Below are 7,663 nucleotides of genomic sequence, written 5' to 3' on the forward strand. Positions count from 1 at the left end.
CACCCGGCTCGACGAGCTCCTCGACCTCCGCGATCGTGGTCCGCCCGCACATCGCGGCCAGCGGGTTGAAGTTGCGCGCGGAGTCGCGGTAGACGAGGTTGCCGTGCCGGTCACCCTTCCAGGCCCGCACCAGCCCGAAGTCCGCGACGATCGCGTGCTCGAGCACGAACTCCTTCGGCCCCTCGGCGGTCTCGAAGGTCTGGGTCTGCTTCGGCGGGGAGGACACCACCACGTTGCCGTCGGCGTCGTACTTCCACGGCAGCCCGCCCTCGGCCACCTGGGTCCCCACGCCGGTGGCGGTGAAGAACGCCGGGATGCCCGACCCACCCGCCCGCATCCGCTCCGCCAGCGTGCCCTGCGGGGTCAGCTCCACCTCCAGCTCACCCGACAGGTACTGCCGCGCGAACTCCTTGTTCTCCCCCACGTACGACGAGATCATCCGCCGGATCCGCTTCTGCGCCAGCAGCCGGCCCAGGCCCCAGTCGTCGACGCCGCAGTTGTTCGACACCGCCTCCAGGTCCGTCGTGCCGGCCTGCAGCAACGCGTCGATCAGCACCGACGGGATCCCGCACAGCCCGAAGCCCCCCACCGACAGCGTCGCGCCGTCCGGGATGTCCGCCACCGCCTCTGTGGCCGAGGTCACCACCTTGTCCATGTCGACATCGAACGGCCACCGGCCGGACCGGTCAATCGCACCGCCCCAATCCTCCCGGAATCACTCGATGGCTGAACCCGCATGCTCCGACACGTTCACTGAGCGGACGGGGCCGAGCCAGGGCCGCGGACAGCAGAGTCGGACCGCGAGCAGAATGCTGCGTGGTCGATCAGTCCGTCCAGATCCCAGCTCTCACGGTTCGCGAGGCCCGAGTAGCTCACCCCCGCAACGAGACGACGAGCGCATCTTCTCCAGAGCGACTCGTCCGGAGCCGGCCCGAAGGTGACCTCACCCAGATCCGACATTGCACCTCTCCCTTGTTCGATCGCCGACTGGCGTGGTCCTACCGGCCCAGAGCGCGAGCACTGACTGACACGCCGCCACTCCGGCAGTACTGAACAGAACGGCCCGCCAGCCCCACAGGTCGGCGAGCAAGCCAGCACCCAACGGGCCGAGCGCTGCAATCAGATAGCCGACCGACTGCGCCATCGCCGACAGCGCAGCCGTTTCCTCGCTCGTCGTGCTCCGGAGGACCACGAGCGCCAGCGCCACCGTCAGCGCGGCTCCCGCACCTGCTGCAGCCAGCACCACCCAGACCAGGGCTGCGTGCGGGGCCACAGCAAGTCCGAGCATCGCGACAACGACCGGCACGCTGATGCCGACGGCGGCGAGGCGCTGGTCGACGGTGCGCTCCATCAGAACCCCGATCACCAGCCCACAGGCAGAGCCGAGCACCTGGTAGACGAGCAGGTGGACGCCAGCCATCCGGTCGTCGACACCAAACGAGTGCTCGATCGACGGAAGCCAGGTGACGACGGTGTAGAAGGTCGCCGACTGGAGCCCGAAGAACACGGTCACCTGCCACGCTCCCGGAGAACGAATCAGGAGCCCGATGGACGCCGCCCGCGGAGGCGCGGGCAACGACTTCTCCTTGTCGCGGACAGACGCGCTGCGCCACACCCAGAGCGAACCGACCACGACAGGCAGCAGCACCCAGGACAACAGTGCTGGACGCCATCCGCCCAATGCGTCGGACAGCGGTACCGCCGTTCCCGAGGCGATGGCGGCGAACCCGGAGAGGACCGTGGTGAACACGGCCATGGTCAGGGCTGCCTTCGCGAAGTCTCGCTTGATCAGAGCGGGAGTCAGCACGTTGGCGACGGCCACCGCTGCACCCGCCAGCGCGGTGCCGATCCACAGCCCGCTACCGCCCCCGACCGACCTCACCACGATCCCCACCGCGAGCACAGCGAGCGCGGTCAGGACGGCGAACTCCATGCCCTTGGGTCGTGCCGCCATTCCCGCCAAGGGGGAACAGACAGCGAACATGACCAGCGGAATGGCGCCGAGGAGCCCCTGCCGGAGCTCGCCGAGGGCAGCGTCCTTCGCGATGTCCCCCAGCAGCGGGCCCACACTCGTGATCGCCGGACGCAGGCAAGCGGCCACGAGAAGCACAGAGATGAACGTCAGAGCACGCCCTCGATCCATCGACGTGGCCGTTACGCCGTCACGTCCAGCACCAGCCGGCCCGACGTGCACCGCGACACGCAGATCAGCATGTCGCCGTCGGCTCGCTCCTGCTCCGTGAGCAGTCCATCCCGGTGGTCGACCTCGCCGGCCAGAACCCGCGTCTGACAGCTCCCGCAGGTGCCCTCTTCACAGGAGAAGAGGACATCGACTCCCGCCCCGAGCAGGGCGTCGAGGATCGATTGGTCGTCAGCGACCGCTACGACCGGGCCGTCGGCCCCCAGTTGCACTTCGAAGGCGGAGGCTGGTGGGGCACCGGCATCGAGCTCGACGGGAACCGAGACGAACCGCTCGACGTGGAGTGGACCGGCGCCCGAGAAGGCGACCGCAGCCTGCACGGCGTCGATCAGCGGTGTCGGACCACAGGCGTAGACAGCGGCACCCGGGCGGTCCGCCAACTCGCCCGCCACGTCGATCAGTCCGTACTCGTCCTGTGGGAGGACCACCACGTTCTCGTACAGCTCGAGGATGTCGAGGAAGGCCATCGTGGCGCGGGAGCGACCGCCGTAGACCAGTCGCCACGACAGACCCAGGCCATCGACGGCCTCGATCATCGGCAGCAGCGGCGTGATGCCGATGCCGCCGGCGATGAAGAGGTAGTCGTCCGCCCTCTCGAGCGCGAATCGGTTGCGCGGCCCATGGATCTTCAGCTCCATGCCTGGCCGAAGACTCTTGTGGACCTCCTCGGATCCTCCACGGCTCTTCGGTTCGCGCAGCACGGCGATCTCGTAGCTGTCGGACGTGAGCGGCCCGCACAAGGAGTACTGGCGGACGATGCCCGACGGAAGGACCAGGTCGATGTGCGCACCCGGAGTCCAGCGCGGCAGCGCACCGTCCACCGGCTCGAGGGTCAGACCCACGACACCGTCGGCAAGGTTCGATCGACCGGCCACGCGGACCAGGTGGAGCTCGGCGGACATGTCACGCGCCGTACGGCCCGAAGACCTCGACCTTCGCCAGCGACGCCAGACGCTGACGATAGAGCAGGCTCGCGGCGTCCGGGACCTTGATGTGCAGCTCCTCGCGCAGGGAGTCCGGCAGCTCCTCGGGCCGCTGGCTCTGCACCACGACCCGGTCCTGCTCCATGATGTTGTTGGTGAACTCCTGGAACGGGGTGTCGGCCTCGTCCAGGGAGTGGTTCCGGAGGATGAACACGAAGAGCTCGGTGGTCTTCGAGGTCCGGGGCAGCGTCAGCTGGCTGATGATCGTCTCACGGCCGGTTCCGAGCTCGATCTTCTTAAGGTGGATCGTGAACGGCACCACGAGCGTGTACTCGTAGCGGACCTTCTGCTTGCCGCCTGCGCCGTACAGCTCACTTGGCTCCTCCTGCTCCAGGAAGTAGAAGAGCCCGTCTTCTCGCTTCTCCACCGTGTAGGGGGCGATCTCCGCGGTCTCCTCGGTGCCGAGGATGCCGGTGTGCACGTACGGGAAGTGGGAGAAGTCCATGAAGTTCTCCACCGCTCGCGCCGCCGAGGTGTTCCAGACCTCGCGGTAGCTGATGAAGGACTTCCAGCCCGGCTTGCCGTAGACGTCACCGGGGAAGAGCGGGATGTCCGCCGCCGGCTCTTCCATCCCGACCCAGACCAGGCCGTACTTCTCCTGGACGTGGTACGCCTGAGCCTTGGCCGCGGCCGGGATCGGCGCGTCAGCCGGACGCGAGGGGATCTTCACGCATGCCCCACTCCGGTCGTACTGCCAACCGTGGTAGGGACACACGAGGGTGCCGTCGCGGACCCAGCCGAGTGAGAGCGCGGCTCCGCGGTGGATGCAGAGATCGCGGAAGGCCGCGACGCAGTTCTCGTCACGGAAGGCGACGACGAAGTCGTCGAGGAGCGTGAAACGACGGGGCTGCTCCGTCACCTCGTCGGACGTGCAGATGGGATGCCAGAAACGAGCAAGCGCGGGCTGGGACATGATGCTCTCCGGTGGGTTCAAGGGCGAATGGTCGGCTGAGCGCAGCCGACGATCAGAGCCCAGTCGCCCCCGTGCACGAGTCCCCGGCGGAACTCCTCGAACTGCGTTTCGATCCGAGCCATGACAACCTCCTGACCGATCGATTCAATCGTGTTGAAGCGTAGGCCTCGGTCTCGAACCGTGCAAGAGGAAATGTCAAATACGCCGAGTCCGCGCCAGGTCAGGCGTTTGTCACGAAGTGGATGGCTCACATCGCCTGACTGAGCGTTACGATGAGTTAATCTGGCTGAAATCGGCCACCGAGCAGAGGTTCCCCCAGGCCGCTTGACCACCTTCACCCAGGCTGAAAACCTACCCGGGGTGGCTGTCCGGCTCGAAGGTCGCGGGCCGACACCACCAGTCGGACCCTTCGTTGAATCGGAGTGACCCATGACCCCCAAGGACGCCAGTGCGGCGACACCGAAGCACGGCCGCGGGCCGCAGGGGACGGCGAAGGACCAGCCGTCGGCGACCGACCAGACGATCGCGATGGTCGGCGCACGCATCCGCACGCTGCGCTCGCGTCAGAACCTCACCCTCAAGGACGTGGCTGATCGCACCGGGGTGAGCGTCTCGATGCTGAGCATGTTGGAGCGCGGCGTCGCCACGGCATCGGTCGGAACGCTCGTTTCAGTGGCGTCCGCGCTGGGGGTCCACATGTACGACCTGTTCGACCACCCCGCGCACATCGAGGCATCTCCCGTCACTCCCGTCGAGGAGCAGACCGTCATGCGCACCAGCGAAGGCACCATCCGCCGCGTCGCGCACCACGACGTGCTGGCCGGCCTGGAGCTCGCCGTGAACACCTACGAGGCGGGCGGAGCCAGCGGACCGGTCGCGACCCACCACGACGGCCGGGAGTTCGGCGTCCTGATCTCCGGCGCCCTGACGGTCGAGCTCGACGGCGAGCAGCACGTCCTGAGGCCCGGCGATGTCATCGCCTACAACTCGACCAAGCCGCATCGGATCAGCAACCCCGGAGACGACGTCGCCGTCGCCGTGTGGGTCAACCTCGACGCGGAGTAAGCGCACACGCTCAGCCGACCGATTTTGGGCTGATTCAACTTAGGTCATAGATTTTCGATGACGTTGAATGTTACGTTGCGGACGTGACCAACGAACTGACCACGTCGGCCGGGTTGGCCGTCATCCGTCCGGCTGAGTGGGGCCCGGACCTGGGCTTCGTCTCCGGAGGCAGCTGGCGTGAGATCGTCGGACCTGCCCAGGGGGCGGTGTGCCGCAGCTTCTACGATCTCGTCCTCGGCGCCGGCGCGACCAGCCGGCCGCTGGCCCACCCCGGCGAGGCGGTGTACTACGTGGTTGAAGGCACCGTGACCCTCCTCGAGCACGTCGAGAGTGGCAGCGTGTCCCACTCGCTCGGCGAGGGCAGCATGATCCACGTGCCGGGGCGAAGCGTCTACTCCTTCGAGAGCGCGTCCGGCGCCCGCCTGGTCGGGGGTCCGAGCCCCGTCGACCCTCAGATCGGTGAGCGCCCGACCGAGCCGCTGTCGGAGTCCGCGATCGCCATTCACCACCGGGACCGTCCAGGCTTGATGGTGCCCTTCATCTCCAAGGACGCGCGGCTCGTCGTCTGGCTGGGGGCCGGCGCCGAGACCGCGAACATGAACTACGTGGTGCTCGAGCCCGGCGAGCGCAACAAGGAGCACGTGCACGCCGTCTCGGAGGACACCATTCACATCCTCGAGGGTCATGGGACCGCGGAGAACGTCACCACCGGCGAGAAGCTGCCCTTCGGACCCGGCGACACCGTGCACATCCAGATCGGATTCTGGCACGCCGTCGCCGCGGACCTGGGCGAGCGCGTGGTGAGTGTCGGCGGGCCCTGCCCGGCCGACGTCGACATGCTCCGCAACGCGGGCGTGGACGTGGACGCGCTCCTCGGCGCGGCAGGAGCCTGACGGCACACACCATGACCGGCTCGCCTTCGATCATCTCGGTCGCCCTGGAGCAGATCTGCGTTCGTGCCGGCACGGCAGACGCCAACCGCACGATGATGGTGCACCGGAGTCGCGCCGCGTTCGACGCCGGAGCGGACCTGGTCGTCATGCCTGAGCTGGCCGTCAGCGGCTACGTCATCGAGGCCGACACCGTCGCCGACGTGGCAGAGCCGCTCGACGGACCCAGCTTGGCGGCCATGACCGCCGTCGCCGCCCGTGGCGACGGCCTGGTGGCCTACGGGTTCTGCGAGCGCGACGGATCTGACTTCTTCAACACGGTCGTCGTGGCCGACGGCGACGGCCCGGTCCTGCACTACCGCAAGCTGCACCTGTTCGACGCAGAGAAGCATGTCTACTCGCCCGGGGACCTCGGTCTGCCTGTGGCTGACACCCGAGTGGGTCGACTCGGCGTGTGCATCTGCTATGACCTGCGCTTTGTAGAAGTGCTGCGCGTGATGTCGCTGCGCGGCGCTGAACTGGTCCTGGCGCCAGCGGCATGGGTTGGCGGTTTCGACAGCAGGGTGCCCACCAGCGGCGCCACCCGACATGTCGACGGGGTCATCGCCCAAGCCAACCTGGATCAGGTCGCGGTCGTCGCGGTCAGCCAGGTCGCCGGCGCTTCGCACGGCGGGCCCGCGACCCTGGGCGGCTCGGTGGCCGTCGACGGGTACGGCGACCTGCTGGTCGGACCGCTTTCACGCCTCGAGGCGGACTCGGCACTGGTCGAGGTCGACCTCGAGGCGGTCCGAGCGGCACGGCTGCGTGGCGAGCTGATCAGACCGCGCGACGATAGGCGCACCGACGTGTACGGCCTGGAATACGGAGGAGAGTCCCTGTGAAGCCGAGCGCATTCGAGTACTACAGGCCCGACAGCCTGGACGAGGCGCTCGCCATGCTCGCCGAGGACCCGGAGGAGAGCAAGGTCCTGGCCGGCGGACAGAGCCTCGTGCCGATGATGAACTTCCGGCTGGCCAGCCCGTCCCGGCTCATCGACATCAACCGGATCCCCGGTCTCGACGGCATCACCGTCGACGGCGACCGGCTGCGCATCGCGACGCGCACCCGGCACATCGACGTCCAGCGCAATGAGCACAGCGGGCCGCTGGGGGACCTTCTGCGTGAAGCGGCAGGGCACGTCGGTCACCTCCCCATCCGCACTCGCGGCACCTTCGGTGGGTCGATCGCCCATTGCGACGCGGCGTCGGAATGGTGCCAGGTCGCGGCATTGCTCGACGCGCAGATGATCGCGGTGAGCCAGGCTCGTGGGGAGCGGACGATCCCGGCGGCCGACTTCTTCCAGTCGATCTTCACCACCGCGCTGGAGCCCGACGAGATTCTCGTTGCGGTCACCCTCCCGCTCCTCGACCAGCACTGGGTCGCAGGCATCGCCGAGTTCGCCCGGCGCGCCGGTGACTTCGGCATCGTGACGACGACGGGGGCCGTTCGCCTGGTCGACGGGGTCGTGGCCGAGGCCCGGGTCAGCCTGGGTGGTGTGCACGAGGTGCCGTTCCGAAGTGCCGCCGCCGAGTCCTCCCTGCTCGGCCAGCCGTTCACGAGCGAGTCCGTCGCG

Annotated in this window: 8 protein-coding genes; 4 read left to right on the forward strand and 4 right to left on the reverse strand. The window is 68.0% G+C overall.

Features of this window, described 5'->3' with window-relative positions:
• The 4 genes from ABD086_RS11590 to ABD086_RS11605 all read right to left on the reverse strand — a co-directional run.
• The coding region (locus tag ABD086_RS11590) for a CoA transferase subunit A (RefSeq protein WP_343907688.1) at positions 1–655 on the reverse strand (655 nt) is incomplete at its 3' end.
• 288 nt (positions 656–943) lie between these two features.
• Positions 944–2,110, reverse strand: a complete 1,167-nt coding sequence (locus tag ABD086_RS11595; RefSeq protein WP_343907689.1) for an MFS transporter — start codon at positions 2,108–2,110, stop codon at positions 944–946.
• A 44-nt stretch (positions 2,111–2,154) separates the two neighbouring features.
• Positions 2,155–3,102, reverse strand: coding sequence for a PDR/VanB family oxidoreductase (locus ABD086_RS11600; RefSeq protein WP_343907690.1), 948 nt, complete (start codon positions 3,100–3,102; stop codon positions 2,155–2,157).
• A gap of 1 nt (position 3,103) precedes the next feature.
• Positions 3,104–4,096 carry a Rieske 2Fe-2S domain-containing protein gene (locus ABD086_RS11605; RefSeq protein ID WP_343907691.1) on the reverse strand — a complete coding sequence of 331 codons (993 nt, stop codon included), beginning with the start codon at positions 4,094–4,096 and terminating at the stop codon, positions 3,104–3,106.
• 429 nt (positions 4,097–4,525) lie between these two features.
• Between ABD086_RS11605 and ABD086_RS11610 the strand changes: the two genes are divergently transcribed.
• The 4 genes from ABD086_RS11610 to ABD086_RS11625 all read left to right on the forward strand — a co-directional run.
• Positions 4,526–5,161 carry a helix-turn-helix domain-containing protein gene (locus ABD086_RS11610; protein ID WP_343907692.1) on the forward strand — a complete coding sequence of 212 codons (636 nt, stop codon included), beginning with the start codon at positions 4,526–4,528 and terminating at the stop codon, positions 5,159–5,161.
• Positions 5,162–5,244: 83 nt separating this feature from the next.
• Entirely contained in the window at positions 5,245–6,054 is an 810-nt protein-coding gene (locus tag ABD086_RS11615) for a cupin domain-containing protein (protein ID WP_343907693.1), read from the forward strand.
• Between the two features lie 11 nt (positions 6,055–6,065).
• Positions 6,066–6,932, forward strand: coding sequence for a nitrilase-related carbon-nitrogen hydrolase (locus tag ABD086_RS11620; protein ID WP_343907694.1), 867 nt, complete (start codon positions 6,066–6,068; stop codon positions 6,930–6,932).
• Positions 6,929–7,663, forward strand: a 735-nt coding sequence (locus ABD086_RS11625) for an FAD binding domain-containing protein (RefSeq protein WP_343907695.1), incomplete at its 3' end; no start/stop codon positions are given. The genes ABD086_RS11620 and ABD086_RS11625, both read left to right, overlap by 4 nt.

It is taken from the genome of Nocardioides aquiterrae (assembly GCF_039526625.1).
Taxonomy (GTDB): Bacteria; Actinomycetota; Actinomycetes; order Propionibacteriales; family Nocardioidaceae; genus Nocardioides; species Nocardioides aquiterrae.